Origin of the sequence: Tardiphaga alba, from assembly GCF_018279705.1 — a bacterium.
GTDB classification, from domain to species: Bacteria; Pseudomonadota; Alphaproteobacteria; order Rhizobiales; family Xanthobacteraceae; genus Tardiphaga; species Tardiphaga alba.
Genome location: NZ_CP036498.1, coordinates 1848347 through 1862322, shown reverse-complemented (window position 1 = coordinate 1862322; position 13976 = coordinate 1848347). Strand labels below are relative to the sequence as shown.

Genomic DNA, 13976 nt, shown 5'->3' with positions numbered 1-13976 from the left:
CAGGAGACATGTCATGGTCATGCAAAAGAACGTCTGCGTCATCGGTGCCGGCATTGCCGGTCTTGCGGCGGCCAAGGCCTTTGCCAGCCATGGCCACCGCGTCACCATCATCGAGCGCAGCGGCGATCTCGGTGGGGTCTGGGAGCCGGCACGCTCCTATCCGGAAGTCCAGACACAGAGCCCGAAGGAACTCTATCGTTTCACCGACCAGCCGATGCCGGCCAATTATCCGGAATGGCCGAAGGGGCCGCAGGTCCACGCCTATCTCACCGACTATGCGCGCCGCCATGGACTGCTGCCGCTGATGCAGTTCAACACGACCGTGACCGGCATGGCGCGGCGCGCTGACGGCAAGCCCGGCTGGACGCTGACGACCAGCGACAGCACAGGAGCGACACGCGAGACGGACTACGATTTCGTGTCGGTCTGCACCGGCCAATTCAACGAACGCAAGGAACTGCACCATTACGGCGAGGACGGCTTCAAGGCCGCCGGCGGCGTGATCCTGCATTCTGCGGAACACACCGATCCCTCACGCGTGAAGGGCAAGAAGGTCGTCGTGCTCGGCGGCTCGAAATCGGCCACTGACATCGCCGTCCATTTGGTCAAGGCCGGGGCCAGCGCGGTCACCTTCGTCTATCGCGAGCCGGTGTGGCGCATCCCCTATTTCGTCGGCGGGCTCATCAACTTCAAGCGCATCCTCTATATCCGTGCGCAGGAAGAGATGTTTCCGGGCTGGGGCCTGAGCGCGCTGTCGCGCCTCAAGCATGCGATCGCAAAGCCGTTCGTCTGGGCGCATTGGCGCGGACTGGAAAGCCTGCTCAAGATCCAGCTCAAACTCGACAAATGCGACATGGTGCCGGAAACGCGCTTCGAGGACGGCGTGAACTGCTCGGTGCCCATCGCCACGCCGGGCTTCTTCCCCATGGTCGCCGATGGCCGCATCAAAGCGATCCGCGGCACCTTCGACTGCTATAACGGCAAGACCATCGTGATGGCCGGCGGCCAGCGCGTGGATGCCGACATTGCGATCCTTGCCATCGGCTTCAAGCTCGACGTGCCGTTCCTGCCGCAGGCTTTTCGCGACAAGCTGATCCAGCCGGACGGGCAATACCGGCTCTATCGCGTGATCGCCAATCCCGACCTGCCGGAAATGGGATTTGTCGGCTTCAATTCGAGCTTCTGCTCGGTGCTGACGGCGGAAATGGCAGCGAACTGGCTGGTGCGCTACGCGGACGGCAAGCTCGCAAAGCAGCCGACGGCCTATGAGATGCAAAACAACATGGACATGATGCTACGCTTCAAGCGGACGGAGCGTCCGGCAGCGGGCGTCTATGGCGGGCTCTGCGTGGCGCCGTATCACTTCAAGCACTTTGACGAGTTGCTCGACGATATGGGCGCAACGGTGACGCGCCGCGGCGCGCTGGCGGAGAAGTTCTCGCCGCCGGATGCGGATGCCTATGCACGATTTCTGGCGTCGGCGCCGGGGTATCGGGCGGAGGCTGTGGTTGCGCCTGTCAGCACGATGGAAGCGGTGGTCGCCTGACCTCTCGGCCCTCTCCGCTTGTCATCGCCCGTGAAAACGGGCGATCCAGTATGCGGCGTAGTTCACGGGGCGTGCTGCCGCCTGCGTATACTGGATCCCCGCTTTCGCGGGGAATGACAGTCCGAGAGCAACTACAGCCCCGCCTGCGCCGACTTGATCAGATCCCGCCCGATCACAACCTTCTGCACTTCCGTCGCCCCCTCATAGATGCGCAGCGCGCGGATCTCGCGATAGAGCTCCTCGACCTTGACGCCCGACTGCACGCCGAGGCCGCCAAAGATCTGCACGGCGCGATCGATCACGCTCTGCGCGGCTTCGGTGGCATACATCTTGGCCATGGCGGCTTCGCGCGTCACGCGCGGCACGCCCTGGTCCTTGGTCCAGGCCGAGCGATAGACCAAGAGCGCCGAGGCATCGATGGAGGTCGCCATTTCGGCGAGACCGGCCTGGGTGAGCTGCAGGTCGCCAAGTGTGTGGCCGAACATTTTTCGCGTGACAGAACGATGCAGGCCTTCATCCAGCGCGCGACGGCCGAGGCCGAGTGCAGCGGCGCCAACGGTGGAGCGGAAGACATCGAGCGTCGCCATGGCGACCTTGAAACCCTCGCCGTCCTTGCCGATGCGGTTCTTCAGCGGCACGCGGCAATCCTCGAATTTCAGCGTGGCGAGCGGATGCGGCGCGATGACGTCGATGCGATCACCGATGGTGAAGCCGGGCGTATCCGCATCGACGACGAAAGCGCTAATACCACGGGCTCCCGCCTCGCCCGTGCGGACGAAGACCACATATTGGTCGGCAATGCCGCCATTGGAGATCCAGGTCTTCAGGCCATTGATACGCACATGGTCGGGACCATCGGGCACCGCCGTCGTGCTCATCGCTGCAACGTCGGAGCCGGCATCGGGCTCCGACAGCGCGAAGGCGGCGATGGCTTCACCCTTGGCGACGCGCGGCAGATAGCGTGCCTTGATCTCGTCGGAGCCATAAAGCGTAATCGGCCCGGTGCCGAGGCCCTGCATGGCGAAGGCGAAATCGGCGAGGCCGTTCTGATAAGCCAGTGTTTCGCGGATCAGACACAGCGCACGCACGTCGAAATTTTCATACAGCCCGCCGTAAGCAGCCGGCACGGCGGCGCGCAGCCAGCCGGCCTCGCCCAGCGCCTTCACCAGTCTGCGGCAGGAGCCATCGGTGTCGTGATGATCGACGAGACCGGCGACATTGTCGGCAGCCCAGCGGGAGAGATCCATCGCCAGCTTGCGGTGATGGTCTTCGAAAAACGGCCAGGTGAGAAATGTCGTGTCGGGCATGGCGTGCTCCCTTGTCTCGCGCGATGTCAGATTGTTTTAGACCTAAAGAATTTTCCGGCAAGGGCGATTTGTGATGCTCGACCAGCAGTGTCCCCTCTCCCGCCTGCGGGAGAGGGTCAGGGAGAGGGAGCTTCTACAAATTCCGAGCCCGCGGAGAGTCCCCTCTCCCTAACCCTCTCCCCGTAAGAACGGGGCGAGGGGACGACGGAGCCTGACATCAAACCGCTGAAAATTGGTGCTGCATTGCACGGACGCTGGGCAATTCTAGACACTTTAAGTCTAAAACTATCGCTTTTCATATATCTCGGCCGTGTTAGGATTATCACGTCCGATCGTACAGGAGGCCTCAACGTGCCGAACTCACAAGCCCTGACAACCAAGGACGGCCGCTTCGGCTATGAAGCCAAAGGCGATGCCTCGATGACGCCGCTGGTGTTTTTGCACGGCATTGGTGGCGCTGGGCGCGGCTGGCGCAACCAGATCGACACGTTTGGTGATCGCTATTTCACTATCGGCTGGGATGCGCCCGGCTATGGCGGATCGAAGCAGCTCGATGAGCCCAGCATTCCAAACTTCGCTGCCGCGCTGAAGGATTTTCTCGCCGAGGTCGGCGCGAAAAAGCCCGTGCTGGTCGGCCATTCCATCGGCGGCATGATCGTGCAGCGCTTCCTGCACGACTATCCCGATCTGGCGGGCGCGGCGGTGCTGGCGCAGACCACATCCGTGTTCGGCAGCTCCGATGGTGAATGGCAGAAGAACTTTATCGATGCACGCCTCGGCCCGCTGGATCGCGGCGAGACCATGGTGTCGATGGCGCCGAAGCTGGTCGCCGGCCTGATCGGCGATGATGCCGATGAAAAAGGCCTCGAGTTGGCACGCGACTGCATGGCCGCGGTGAAACCCGACACCTATCGCGCAACGATGATGTCCATGATCGGCTTCAATCTCCGCAACGAGATCGCCGATATCAAGGTGCCGACGCTGCTGTTGTCCGGCTCCAAGGACAACAACGCGCCCGCCAAGACCATGGCAAAGATGGCGAGCATGGTGTCCGGCGCGACCTATGTGGAGCTCGAAGGCGTCGGTCATCTCGTCAGCTTCGAGCGCCCGCGCGAATTCAACGACGTGCTCGCCGACTTCCTCAAGACTTATCACAACCTCTCGGGATCATCCTCATGAACGCGCCCGCCAGCAGCCTCGATGGCATCGTGCTCGACAAGCCGATGTTCGATCCAAAAGCCTTTCGCCTCAATGACGAACAGGTCGGCCTGATCACCAAGGCGCGCGAACTGGCGCAAACGAATTTTGCACCGCGCGCGGCGAAGTGGGATCGCGAGGCGATCTTTCCGATGGAAAATTATCGGGACATGCACAAAGCTGGCCTGCTCGGCATTTCGGTGCCGAAGGCCAATGGCGGTTCGGGCGCGGACTATCAGACCTATTCGCTGGCGGCTGCCGAGATCGGCCGCTATTGCGGCGCTACCGCGCTGACCTGGAACATGCATGTCTGCTCGACGCTGTGGTCCGGGCCGCTGGCCGATGACCTCGACATGGACCCGCAGATGCGCGCCGATCACGAGCGTCGCCGCGCGGTGCATTACAAGCGCATCCTCGAAGACGGCGCGATCTACGCGCAGCCGTTCTCCGAAGGCGGTGCGGCGGCTGCCGGCGGCGTGGCATTCGGCACGGAAGCGAAGCCGGTCGAGGGCGGCTGGCTTGTCAGCGGCAAGAAGATTTTTGCATCGCTGTCCGGTTCGGCCGATTATTACGGCGTGCTGTGCACCGAAGTCGCCGAAGGCGAGAAAGCCACGCGACGCAACACGCTGTATCTGGCGATCTCCGCGAAGTCCGAAGGCGTGTCCGTGGTCGGCGACTGGGATCCGCTCGGCATGCGCGGCACGGTCTCGCGCACGCTGATCTTCAAGGACGTATTCGTGCCGGAAGATTCCGCGCTGATGCCGCGCGGCGTGTATTTCCAGGCGGCGATGCGCTGGCCGCATATGTTCATGACGCTGTCGCCTACCTATATGGGCCTCGCGCAGGCGTCCTATGACTTCACCGTGAAATATCTGCGCGGCGAAGTGCCGGGCATGCCGCCGGTGAAGCGCCGCATGTATCCGACCAAGCAGATCGCGGTGGCGCAGATGCAGGTGAAACTGGAGCAGATCAAAGGCATCTGGTTCCAGGCCGTGACCGAAGCCCGCGCCAATCCCACCAAGGAACAGGTGCTGCGCGCCTATGCCGCGCAGTTCACCGTGATGGAAGGCGCCAACGAACTCGCCGCGCTGGCGATCCGCACCTGCGGCGGCCAGTCGATGCTGAAGACATTGCCGCTGGAGCGCATCTATCGCGACAGCCGCTGCGGCGCGCTGATGCTGCCCTGGACGGCCGAGCTCTGCCTCGACCGCATCGGCCGCGAAGCCCTGTATGAGCCGGGCGAGAAGGACGAGTAACACTCCGTCATTGCGAGCGAAGCGAAGCAATCCAGCTCTTTCTTCGCTCGCCGCTCTGGATTGCTTCGTCGCTACGCTCCTCGCAATGACGATAACGGACACCTGATCGTGGATCTCTCCAGCCTCATCGCCCGCAACGCGGCCTTCACGCCCGACAAGCCCGCGATTCATTTCGAGGGCGCGACGCTGACCTATGCCGCATTCCATGCGCGGATCGAGGCGGCGGCGAAGGCATTGAAGGCCGAATGCGGCGTGGGGCGCGGCGATCGCGTTGCGATCCTCAGTCTCAACCGGCCGGACTATCTCGTCCTGCTCTATGCCTGCGCAAGGCTCGGCGCGATCCTGGTGCCGCTGAACTGGCGGCTCGCCGTGGCCGAGCAGCTGTTCATTCTCTCCGATGCATCGGTGAAGGTGCTGGTGCTGGAAGAAGGCTTTGCAGCGATCCTGCCGCAATTGGCCACCGACCTGCCGGACACCCGCGTGGTCGCGCTCGATTTCGAGCCGCCTGCGCCGGCGCAGACATTCGAGGCGTTGCTTGCCAAAGCCTCGGGCGACGGCAGCAATCCGCATACCGACCTCTCCTGCCCGGTGCTGATCGTCTACACCTCCGGCACCACCGGCCGCCCCAAGGGCGCTGTGCTGCGCCAGGAGGCGCTGCTGTGGAACGGGGTGATGAGCCAGCACATGCATGGCCTCACTTCCGACGACCATGTGCTGACGGTGCTGCCGTTCTTCCATGTGGGCGGGCTCAATATCCAGACCACACCGGCGCTACATCATGGCGCCACCGTCACCATCCATGCGCGCTTCACGCCGGACTCCACGCTGGCGACGATCGCGAACGACAAACCGACGCTCACCGTTCTCGTGCCCGCGACCATCCAGGCGGTGAGTGAACATCCCGCCTGGAAGACTACGGACCTTTCCTGCCTGCGCGCGGTTTCCACTGGCTCCAGCATCGTGCCGCCGCATCTGATCGCGCGCTTCACGGATCGCGGGATTCCAGTGCTGCAGGTCTATGGCTCGACAGAGACGTGCCCGATTGCCGTCTATACGCGACTGGGCGGCGACCATACGCGGATCGGATCAACCGGCCTGCCCGGCCTCTCCTGCGAAGCCCGCATCGTGGACGACGCCGGCAACGAGCGCCCTGCGCACACAGCCGGTGAGATCGTCGTGCGCGGGCCGAACGTGTTCTACGAATATTGGGGCAACGAGGCCGCGACGCGCGACGCCTTGCATGACGGCTGGTATCGCACCGGCGATATCGGCACGCGCGATGCGGATGGCTATTTCTTCGTCCACGACCGCAAGAAGAACATGATCATTTCCGGCGGCGAGAATGTTTATCCCGCCGAGATCGAGCGCGTGATTCTTGAACATCCCGATGTGGCCGATGTCGGCGTGATCGGCATGGCCGATCCGAAATGGCAGGAAGTCCCGGTCGCCTATGTGGTGCTGCGGCCGGATTGTCAGTGCACGGTAGAGATCTTGAAGGCGCATGTGGCGACGCAGCTTGCGCGGTTCAAACATCCGCGGGATATCATTTTCGTCGCCGACCTGCCGCGCACCGCGCTCGGCAAGGTGCAGCATTTCAAATTGAAGCAGAATACGCCTTCGTAGGATGGGTAGAGCGTCTTCGCGAAACCCATCAATGACGTGCACAAGCGATGGGTTTCGCTTCGCTCTACCCATCCTACGATCAGAGTTTTAGGGGATACACATGAAGATCGCAGTACTCGGCGGCGGCAACGGCTCTTTTGCGGCCGCAGGCGATTTCGCGCTTCAGGGCCATGACGTCCGCCTGTGGCGCCGCGATGCCGACGCCGTCGCTGCCCACAAGGCTGCGGGCTCGCGCATCAAGGTCAAGAATGCGCAGGGCACCCATGACACTCAGCTTGCGCTCGTCACCACCGATATCGCTGCAGCCATCGATGGCGTCGAGCTGATCCTCTGCCCGGCCCCCGCTTTCGCGCAGCCGGATATCGCGAAACAGATTGCACCGCATCTGAAAGACGGACAGGTCGTCTATCTGCCGCCCGCGACATTCGGCGCGATAATCTTTGCCAAGGCGGCGCATGACGCCGGTAACAAGGCCAAGGTCGCATTTGCCGAGACCGGCACGCTGCCCTGGCTGGCGCGCAAACACGGGCCGTTCGAGGTTGCGATCACCATCCGCGCCAAGCGGCTGCCGACCGGCGTGTTCCCGCTCACACTGTCAGACCATGCCTGCGGGATCATTGACAAGGCGTTTCCCGGCGTGATCGAGCCGTGTGGCGACGCGCTGTCGGGCGCGCTGATGAATGCGGGGCCGATCATTCATCCGCCGCTGATCGTGATGAATGCCGGGCCACTCGAGCATTTCCCCAAATGGGACATCCACAAGGAAGGCACGCAGGTCTCGATCCGCCGCGTCACCGACCAGCTGGACGCCGAGCGCATCGCGATCCGCGAGGCGCTTGGCTACACCGGCCCGCATTTCCCGCTGGCGCATCACTATGCCAAGGAGGGCGAGGAATGGATGTATGGCCGCGGCTCGCATGACCGCCTCACCGACTCGGGCGACTGGCGCGAGAATATCGTGCTAACCGAGCATCGCTATATGCGCGAGGATCTGCGCACCGGCCTGTCCTTCTTCCTGTCCTGCGCGCAACTGGCCGGTGTCGAGACGCCGCTGGTGAAAGCTTTCCTTGCGATCGGCGGCGCCATCTGCGGCGAGAACTTCCTTGAAGGCGGCCGCACGCTGGCCTCGCTCGGCTTCGGCGATTATTCACGCGACGCCCTGCAGAAGCTGCTGCGCGAAGGTTTTGCCGCATGAGCGCGCGGCCGGTGATCGCCTGCCTCGGTGCGGGTCGCATGGGCCGCGGCATTGCCGTGGCGTTTGCCTATGCCGGACACGAGGTCGCCATCGTCGACTTCAAGCCGCGCGAGGCCGACAAGTTCAACGCGCTCGAAGCCGAGGCACTCGGCGAAATCCGCAAGACTTTTGCAAGCATGGCGCGCTTCGGCCTGCTGAAGGATGCGGATATCGAAACGCTGGTGGCGCGTGTTCGCATCGTGCCGGAAGCAGATGCGGGTGCTGCGCTGAATAGTTCCGCGATCATCTTCGAGGGCGTGCCGGAAGTGCTCGACCAGAAGCGCGAGGCGCTGGCACGCGCGTCGCAGCTCGCCGGGCCGGAGCCGATCATCGCTTCGACGACTTCGACCATTCTCGTCGATGATCTCTCCAGCGCCATCGACAAACCCGAGCGCTTCCTCAATGCGCACTGGCTGAACCCCGCTTATCTCGTGCCGCTGGTGGAAGTCTCGCCGGGCGCAAAGACCGATCCTGCGATCACCGCGAAGGTGAAGGAACTGCTCGAAGGCATCGGCAAGGTGCCGGTCGTGTGTTCGGCCTCGCCGGGCTATATCGTGCCGCGCATTCAGGCGCTGGCGATGAACGAGGCTGCGCGCATGGTCGAGGAAGGCGTGGCATCGCCGGAAGACCTCGACAAGGCGATCAAATACGGTTTCGGATTCCGCTTCGCGGTGCTCGGCCTGCTCGAATTCATCGATTGGGGCGGCGGCGACATCCTGTACTACGCCAGCAAATACATGACATCAGCGCTCAACAATGAGCGCTATGCGGCGCCGGAGATCATCGGGCGCAACATGGCCGAGGGCAAGATCGGCCTGCGCACCGGCGAAGGCTTCCTCAATTACGAGGGGCTCGATGTAGACGCCTATCGCGAGGGACGGTTGTCGGCGTTTGTGGATCTGCTGAAGCATTTTCAGCTGCAGAAGCCGCCGGTGCTTTGACGTCGTCATTGCGAGGAGCGTAGCGACGAAGCAATCCAGTTCTTGGCTTCTGGATTGCTTCGCTGCGCTCGCAATGACGGCGTTACACTTCCGGAAATCCACGCAACAGATAGCTGCGCAGCGTGTGCAGCAGGCTGTTCAAAATTAGACCAAGCAGCGAGATCATGATCAGGGGCACGAACATGTCCACGGTCTGGAACGTGCGCGCGGCCTGCACCAGCATGTGGCCGAGGCCATCGGTCGAGGTGATCATCTCGGCCAGAAAGACGACGATGCAGGAGATCACGAGGCCGATGCGGCAGCCGGTGAGGATCGACGGCATCGCGGCCGGCAGCACCACCTTGAACAGGATCTGCCAGCGCGGCGTGCCAGCTGCCATCGCCGACCAGATCAGCTTCTGCTCGACCATGGACGCGCCGTAATAGGTCGAGAGCAGGATCGGAAACAGCGCGTCGGCGGCGACCAGCGTCACTTTCGACGCATGATCGAAGCCGAGGATCAACAGCAGTGCCGGATACAGCGCCACTTTCGGGATCGGCGCCAGCACGCGCACCAGCGGCTTCACCACCGCATTGATCGCCGGGCTCACCGCGGCCGCAAGGCCGATCAGCACTCCCAGCACGACTGCGATGCCGAAGCCGGCAAACAGGCGGATCAGCGTGGCGGCGAGATCATGCAGGAAGTCGCCGGTGAAGAACTGCGACGCCAGACGGCCGAACACGGCGCCAGGCGGCGGCAACAGATTGGTCGGCGCATAGCCGAACGAAATCAGCGACTGCCACAACGCGAGGAACATCGCGATGGGCAGAATACCGAGAAGGATCGAACCGACGCGTTCGTTCATGTCCGTCCCCTCACGTAAAGCTCAGCGGCATGTCGTCGCGCGGCTGCGACCAGCGCACCAGCGACAGCCGGATCTTCTCGAACACCGCGTCGAACACGATGCCCATGGCACCGATGATCAGGATCATCGCGAACACTGTGTCATATTGCGCCATGTCCAGCGCATTGAAGAGGATGTTGCCGGCGCCGGACTGGCGCGCGATCATCTCCGACGTGATCATCGTGATCAGCGCCAGGACGAGCCCCGTTCGGCAGCCGGTGAGAATCTCTGGCAATGCGGCGGGCAGCACGATGCGCAGCATGCGCGTCGGCGCCGACATGCCCATGGCAGCGCCAGACCACAACATCTTCTCTTCCACGGCCTTGCTGCCCTGGAAGGCGTGATAGATGATCGGCAGCGAGACGCCGAGGAAGATCACCAGTGTCTTCGACATGTCGCCGACGCCGAGCCACAGCATGATGATGGGCATCAGGGCCGCTTTCGGCACGGGATAGATGATCATCATCAGCGGATTGAAGAACGCCGCCACTGCCTTGACGCGGCCCATCATCAGGCCGAGCGGAATCGCGAAGCAGACCGCAAGCGTGAGGCCGATGGCCATGCGGCGCATGGAATCGAGAATGTTGAGGATGGATTCCTTGTCCGTGAGGATCGAGGGCACCGCCTTCAACGTCTCGATCGCCGTGGGGAAGCTCTCCGTGTCCAGCCGCATCGCGGCGAGTTGCCAGACACAGAGCAGACCGATGCAGGCGAGGATCGGCGACAGCGCCTTCACGAAGCCGCGCGGACTCATCGACCCCGTCTGCATCACATGTCTTCCGGACGGTCGTCGATCATCTTTTCGATATCGACGATATGTTTCTGGAAGCGTGCATTCTGCAGCAGATCGGCGCGCTTGCGCGGACGCGGCAGATCGATGTCGATGACTTCCTTGATGCGGCCCGGCGAACGCGACATCACGACCACCTTGTCGGAAAGATAGACGGCCTCTTCCACCGAGTGGGTGACGAACAGCACCGTCTTGCGCTGGCGATCCCAGATATCGAGCAGATCGTTCTGCAGGCGCGTGCGCGTATGCGCATCGAGCGCGCCGAACGGCTCGTCCATCAGCAGCACGGCCGGATCGTAAGCGAGCGTGCGCGCAATGGCGACGCGCTGCTTCATGCCGCCGGAGAGTTCTTTCGGATAGAATTTCTCGTAGCCCTTGAGGCCGACCATTTCGAGCAGCTTGCGGCCGCGCGCATCCGCTTCGGATTTCTTCACGCCCTGCTGCAGCAGGCCATACATGACATTGCCGAGAACGGTCTTCCACGGAAACAGCGCGAATTCCTGGAACACCGGACCGCGATCAGGACCAGGTCCTGTGATCGCATGGCCCTTGACCTTGGCCACACCTTCGGTCGGCTTGACGAAGCCGCCGACGATGTAGAGCAGCGTGGACTTGCCGCAGCCGCTTGGTCCGAGGATCGAGACGAAAGCGCCTTCCTCGACGGACAGGCTGATGTCCGAGAGCGCGAGATGGCTCTGCCGACCCGACGTCTCGAAGCGCTGCGAGACGTGATCGATCTCGATCATCGCCTGCGCAGGTGCACGTGCAGTTTCCTGCATGGTCTGAGCGTCCGAGCGCAGCGTTGCCACTTTCATTCCCGGTCCTTCATTGGTCATGCCCAACTCCTGCAGCATAACGAGAACCGGCCAATATTTTAAGCTTCAAATTTAGCCGCACATCGCCTTTTTGCTAGTCAGCCGTGCTGCACTGCAATCAGTCGCGGTAATAGGCTTCGACCTCGCCGGATAGCTTGATGAGCAAGGGATTGCCGTGGCGATCCTTGGCGGCACCCGCGGGGACCCGCACCCAGCCTTCGCTGATGCAATACTCTTCGACATTGCTCTTCTCGACGCCCTTGAAGCGGATGCCGACGTCGAACTGCAGAACGGCCTCGTTGTAGAACGGGCTGCTCGGATCCACCGAGAGACGATCCGGAATGGCGGGTTGGGTGGTGTTCTCGGTCATAGCAGGGCCTCGATCTTGTCTCGCAGGGATTCGGGTTTGGTGGTCGGCGAAAACCGATCCACCACCCGGCCGGAACGGTCGACCAGGAATTTGGTGAAATTCCATTTGATCGCCGATCCCAGCAGGCCCGACTTCTCAGATTTGAGGAAATTATACAATGGGTGCGCCAGCGCGCCATTGACGTCGATCTTGGCGAACATCGGGAACGAGACGTCATAGGTCAGCTTGCAGAAACTGGCGATCTCGGCGGCATTGCCGGGCTCCTGCGCGCCAAACTGGTTGCAGGGGAAGCCGAGTACAGCAAATCCGCGCGCTGCATAATCCTGCTGCAGTTTTTCGAGGCCCTCATATTGCGGCGTGAAACCGCAGGCGCTGGCAGTGTTGACCACCAGCAGCACCTTGCCCTCGAAATCCTTCAGCGAGATCGGATCGCCTGTTAGCGAGTCCGCCTTGAAATCATAGATACTGGTCATCGCGGCCTCACGCAGTGATCGGATCGCAAGGCATCGGTGGCGTGCCACCGGCCTCGATGGCTTCGCCGGCGGCGAGGCAGAGATCCTCGCGATAGCGGCCGGCAACGATTTGCACGCCGGTCGGCGTGCGGCCCACGAGACCTGTCGCGACCGACAGCGCGGGCAAGCCCATGAAGGGAATACCGATCTGCGGCATTTGCGCCGCCCAGACGCGGGCAAAGCCCTCGTCGCCTTCCATGTCGAGATGGTCGGGGAATGGCAATTCGCCGGACATCGGCATCAGCACCACCGCGTAGCGCTGCAGGAACATCTCCCAGTCGCGCACGAAGGTCGAGCGGCGCACCAGCGCGCGCGACAATCCGCCATTGTCAAAATCCTTCAGCTTGTCCTTCTGGCCGCGCAGGCAGACCAGTGCGGCGGGATCGCCCTCGCGCTCGGCGGCATTCAGCATGCCCTGATAGCCGTCGCCGAACCAGATCGTGGTCTGCAGTGCTGCGGCCTCGCGCAGCGCCGGTGTGTTCTCAACTTCCTCCACGATCCACCCTGCCCGCTCCAGCCGCTTGCCGGCATCGCGCACGGCGCTTTCCACCGCTTTGGTGATTTCGAGACCATCCGGACGCAGGCACATGGCGACGCGCTTTTCGCGGGGCGCGCCGACCAGCGGCATTTGCACATACCAGGGATCGCGCGCATCGGGCTGCGACATCGCTTCGAGGCCGAGGCGAACATCCGCGATGGTGCGCGCGAGCGGGCCGGACACCGCCGTGATCTGGCCGGAAATAATGCGCTCGGGCAGCGCCTGATTATAGGCGGCGATGCGGCCCACCGTCGGACGCAGGCCGTGCACGCCGCAAGCATAGGCGGGATAGCGGATCGAGCCTGCGATATCGGTGCCATGGGCGATATGGCCGATGCCGGCCGCCACCGCGCTGCCTGCGCCGCCGCTGGAGCCGCCCGGCGTCAGCGAGGGATCGCGCGGATTCTTGGTGTCGCCATAGAGCTGGTTGGTGGTGAACCAGCGATAGGAGAAGGCCGGGCAATTGGTGCGGCCGAGAATGACGGCACCGGCCTTTTGCAGATTATCGATCACCGGGCTGTTGCTGGTGGCGATGATCTCGTTCTGGATCTTGACGCCATTCGATGTCGCGTAGCCCTTGTAGTCGATATTCACCTTCACGGTGACGGGCACGCCGGCGAGCGGGCCGACATTGAGGCCGCGCGCGAGCGCCGCATCCACGGCTTCGGCCTGCGCGAGAACCTCTTCGGGGCGATGATCGACCACGGCATTGATCGCGGGATTGGCGGAATCCAAACGCGCAAGACCGGATTGCGCGGCTTCCTTCGCGGACACCTTGCGGTGCTTGATGAGACCCGCGAGTTCAGAGGCCGACAGACGCCAGAGATCGTTCATGCAGTGCTCCCGTATTTGCGGTGAGGTTTATCGCAGCATGGGCGGGGAATGCCAATGCGGGTACGGCATTGCTGTCTCGCGGCGCCTGAGGCGTCCGAGGTGTGAGCAGTTTCCCCTCGAAGACATGAGG

The 13976-nt window shown here is 62.8% G+C and carries 13 protein-coding genes; 6 read left to right on the top strand and 7 right to left on the bottom strand.

What is annotated here, in order from left to right; genetic code table 11:
* The first annotated feature begins 13 nt into the window (after positions 1–13).
* Complete coding sequence (locus RPMA_RS08740; RefSeq protein WP_211912432.1) at positions 14–1546, top strand: flavin-containing monooxygenase; 1533 nt, start codon at positions 14–16, stop codon at positions 1544–1546.
* A gap of 131 nt (positions 1547–1677) precedes the next feature.
* Here the strand turns inward: RPMA_RS08740 and RPMA_RS08735 are convergent, their stop codons facing one another.
* Positions 1678–2853 (bottom strand): acyl-CoA dehydrogenase family protein, encoded by a 1176-nt coding sequence (locus RPMA_RS08735; RefSeq protein ID WP_211912431.1) that lies wholly within the window; start codon positions 2851–2853, stop codon positions 1678–1680.
* 351 nt (positions 2854–3204) lie between these two features.
* Here RPMA_RS08735 and RPMA_RS08730 point away from each other — a divergent pair, with 351 nt between their 5' ends.
* From RPMA_RS08730 to RPMA_RS08710, 5 genes are all read left to right on the top strand, one after another.
* Complete coding sequence (locus tag RPMA_RS08730; protein WP_249225599.1) at positions 3205–4032, top strand: alpha/beta fold hydrolase; 828 nt, start codon at positions 3205–3207, stop codon at positions 4030–4032.
* Positions 4029–5306, top strand: coding sequence for an acyl-CoA dehydrogenase family protein (locus tag RPMA_RS08725; RefSeq protein ID WP_249225598.1), 1278 nt, complete (start codon positions 4029–4031; stop codon positions 5304–5306). The genes RPMA_RS08730 and RPMA_RS08725 overlap by 4 nt, the downstream gene beginning before the upstream one ends.
* 108 nt (positions 5307–5414) lie before the next feature.
* Positions 5415–6929: a class I adenylate-forming enzyme family protein gene (locus tag RPMA_RS08720; RefSeq protein ID WP_211912430.1), complete on the top strand. Its 1515-nt coding sequence runs from the start codon at positions 5415–5417 to the stop codon at positions 6927–6929.
* 100 nt (positions 6930–7029) lie between these two features.
* On the top strand, positions 7030–8124 hold the full coding sequence (locus RPMA_RS08715; RefSeq protein WP_211912429.1) for an NAD/NADP-dependent octopine/nopaline dehydrogenase family protein: 1095 nt from the start codon (positions 7030–7032) through the stop codon (positions 8122–8124).
* A complete protein-coding gene (locus RPMA_RS08710) occupies positions 8121–9104 on the top strand; it encodes a 3-hydroxybutyryl-CoA dehydrogenase (RefSeq protein WP_211912428.1) in 984 nt (327 codons plus the stop codon). The genes RPMA_RS08715 and RPMA_RS08710 overlap by 4 nt, the downstream gene beginning before the upstream one ends.
* A gap of 82 nt (positions 9105–9186) precedes the next feature.
* Here RPMA_RS08710 and RPMA_RS08705 read toward each other — a convergent pair whose 3' ends face one another.
* The 6 genes from RPMA_RS08705 to RPMA_RS08680 form a co-directional block, all read right to left on the bottom strand.
* Positions 9187–9948: an ABC transporter permease gene (locus RPMA_RS08705; protein WP_211912427.1), complete on the bottom strand. Its 762-nt coding sequence runs from the start codon at positions 9946–9948 to the stop codon at positions 9187–9189.
* A gap of 10 nt (positions 9949–9958) precedes the next feature.
* Positions 9959–10756: an ABC transporter permease gene (locus RPMA_RS08700; protein WP_249225597.1), complete on the bottom strand. Its 798-nt coding sequence runs from the start codon at positions 10754–10756 to the stop codon at positions 9959–9961.
* Positions 10756–11592 carry an ABC transporter ATP-binding protein gene (locus tag RPMA_RS08695; RefSeq protein ID WP_211913574.1) on the bottom strand — a complete coding sequence of 279 codons (837 nt, stop codon included), beginning with the start codon at positions 11590–11592 and terminating at the stop codon, positions 10756–10758. The genes RPMA_RS08700 and RPMA_RS08695 overlap by 1 nt, the downstream gene beginning before the upstream one ends.
* Before the next feature lie 118 nt (positions 11593–11710).
* Positions 11711–11962, bottom strand: coding sequence for a DUF3297 family protein (locus tag RPMA_RS08690; protein WP_211912426.1), 252 nt, complete (start codon positions 11960–11962; stop codon positions 11711–11713).
* Positions 11959–12435, bottom strand: a complete 477-nt coding sequence (locus RPMA_RS08685; RefSeq protein ID WP_211912425.1) for a glutathione peroxidase — start codon at positions 12433–12435, stop codon at positions 11959–11961. Before RPMA_RS08685 ends, RPMA_RS08690 begins: the two co-directional genes overlap by 4 nt.
* Before the next feature lie 7 nt (positions 12436–12442).
* Positions 12443–13846 (bottom strand): amidase family protein, encoded by a 1404-nt coding sequence (locus RPMA_RS08680; protein WP_211912424.1) that lies wholly within the window; start codon positions 13844–13846, stop codon positions 12443–12445.
* Positions 13847–13976: the final 130 nt, after the last annotated feature.

Coding starts and splice junctions, on each gene's coding strand:
- RPMA_RS08735 (WP_211912431.1), bottom strand. CDS start 2,853: ATGCCCGACACGACATTTCTCACCTGGCCGTTTTTCGAAGACCATCAC.
- RPMA_RS08710 (WP_211912428.1), top strand. CDS start 8,121: ATGAGCGCGCGGCCGGTGATCGCCTGCCTCGGTGCGGGTCGCATGGGC.
- RPMA_RS08685 (WP_211912425.1), bottom strand. CDS start 12,435: ATGACCAGTATCTATGATTTCAAGGCGGACTCGCTAACAGGCGATCCG.
- RPMA_RS08715 (WP_211912429.1), top strand. CDS start 7,030: ATGAAGATCGCAGTACTCGGCGGCGGCAACGGCTCTTTTGCGGCCGCA.
- RPMA_RS08695 (WP_211913574.1), bottom strand. CDS start 11,592: ATGAAAGTGGCAACGCTGCGCTCGGACGCTCAGACCATGCAGGAAACT.
- RPMA_RS08690 (WP_211912426.1), bottom strand. CDS start 11,962: ATGACCGAGAACACCACCCAACCCGCCATTCCGGATCGTCTCTCGGTG.
- RPMA_RS08700 (WP_249225597.1), bottom strand. CDS start 10,756: ATGCAGACGGGGTCGATGAGTCCGCGCGGCTTCGTGAAGGCGCTGTCG.
- RPMA_RS08705 (WP_211912427.1), bottom strand. CDS start 9,948: ATGAACGAACGCGTCGGTTCGATCCTTCTCGGTATTCTGCCCATCGCG.
- RPMA_RS08740 (WP_211912432.1), top strand. CDS start 14: ATGGTCATGCAAAAGAACGTCTGCGTCATCGGTGCCGGCATTGCCGGT.
- RPMA_RS08680 (WP_211912424.1), bottom strand. CDS start 13,846: ATGAACGATCTCTGGCGTCTGTCGGCCTCTGAACTCGCGGGTCTCATC.
- RPMA_RS08725 (WP_249225598.1), top strand. CDS start 4,029: ATGAACGCGCCCGCCAGCAGCCTCGATGGCATCGTGCTCGACAAGCCG.